General features: G+C 57.4%; 1 protein-coding gene. It reads left to right on the forward strand.

Annotated elements, in window-relative coordinates; genetic code table 11:
• Positions 1–509 (forward strand): EF-Tu/IF-2/RF-3 family GTPase (locus IGS55_RS27830; RefSeq protein WP_268992087.1); only part of this gene is annotated, 509 nt, incomplete at both ends.

The raw sequence follows: 509 nt of genomic DNA on the forward strand, positions 1-509 counted from the left end.
GACGTGTTCTCGATCTCGGGTCGCGGTACCGTTGTGACCGGTCGTATCGAGCGCGGCATTGTCAAAGTCGGCGAAGAGATCGAAATCGTCGGTATCACCGATACCGTCAAAACGACTTGCACCGGCGTGGAAATGTTCCGCAAGCTGCTGGACCAAGGTCAAGCTGGCGACAACGTTGGTCTGCTGCTGCGCGGCACCAAGCGTGAAGACGTGCAACGTGGTCAAGTGCTGGCCAAGCCAGGCTCGATCAAGCCGCATGCCCACTTCACCGGCGAGATCTATGTTCTGTCGAAAGACGAAGGCGGCCGTCATACGCCATTCTTCAACAACTATCGTCCACAGTTCTACTTCCGCACGACGGACGTAACCGGTTCGATCGAGTTGCCAGCAGACAAAGAAATGGTCATGCCAGGCGATAACGTGTCGATCACCGTCAAGCTGATCAACCCGATCGCGATGGAAGAAGGTCTGCGCTTCGCTATCCGTGAAGGCGGCCGTACCGTCGGCGC

This window comes from Janthinobacterium sp. EB271-G4-3-2 (assembly GCF_020858035.1).
GTDB lineage: Bacteria > Pseudomonadota > Gammaproteobacteria > Burkholderiales > Burkholderiaceae_D > Janthinobacterium > Janthinobacterium aestuarii.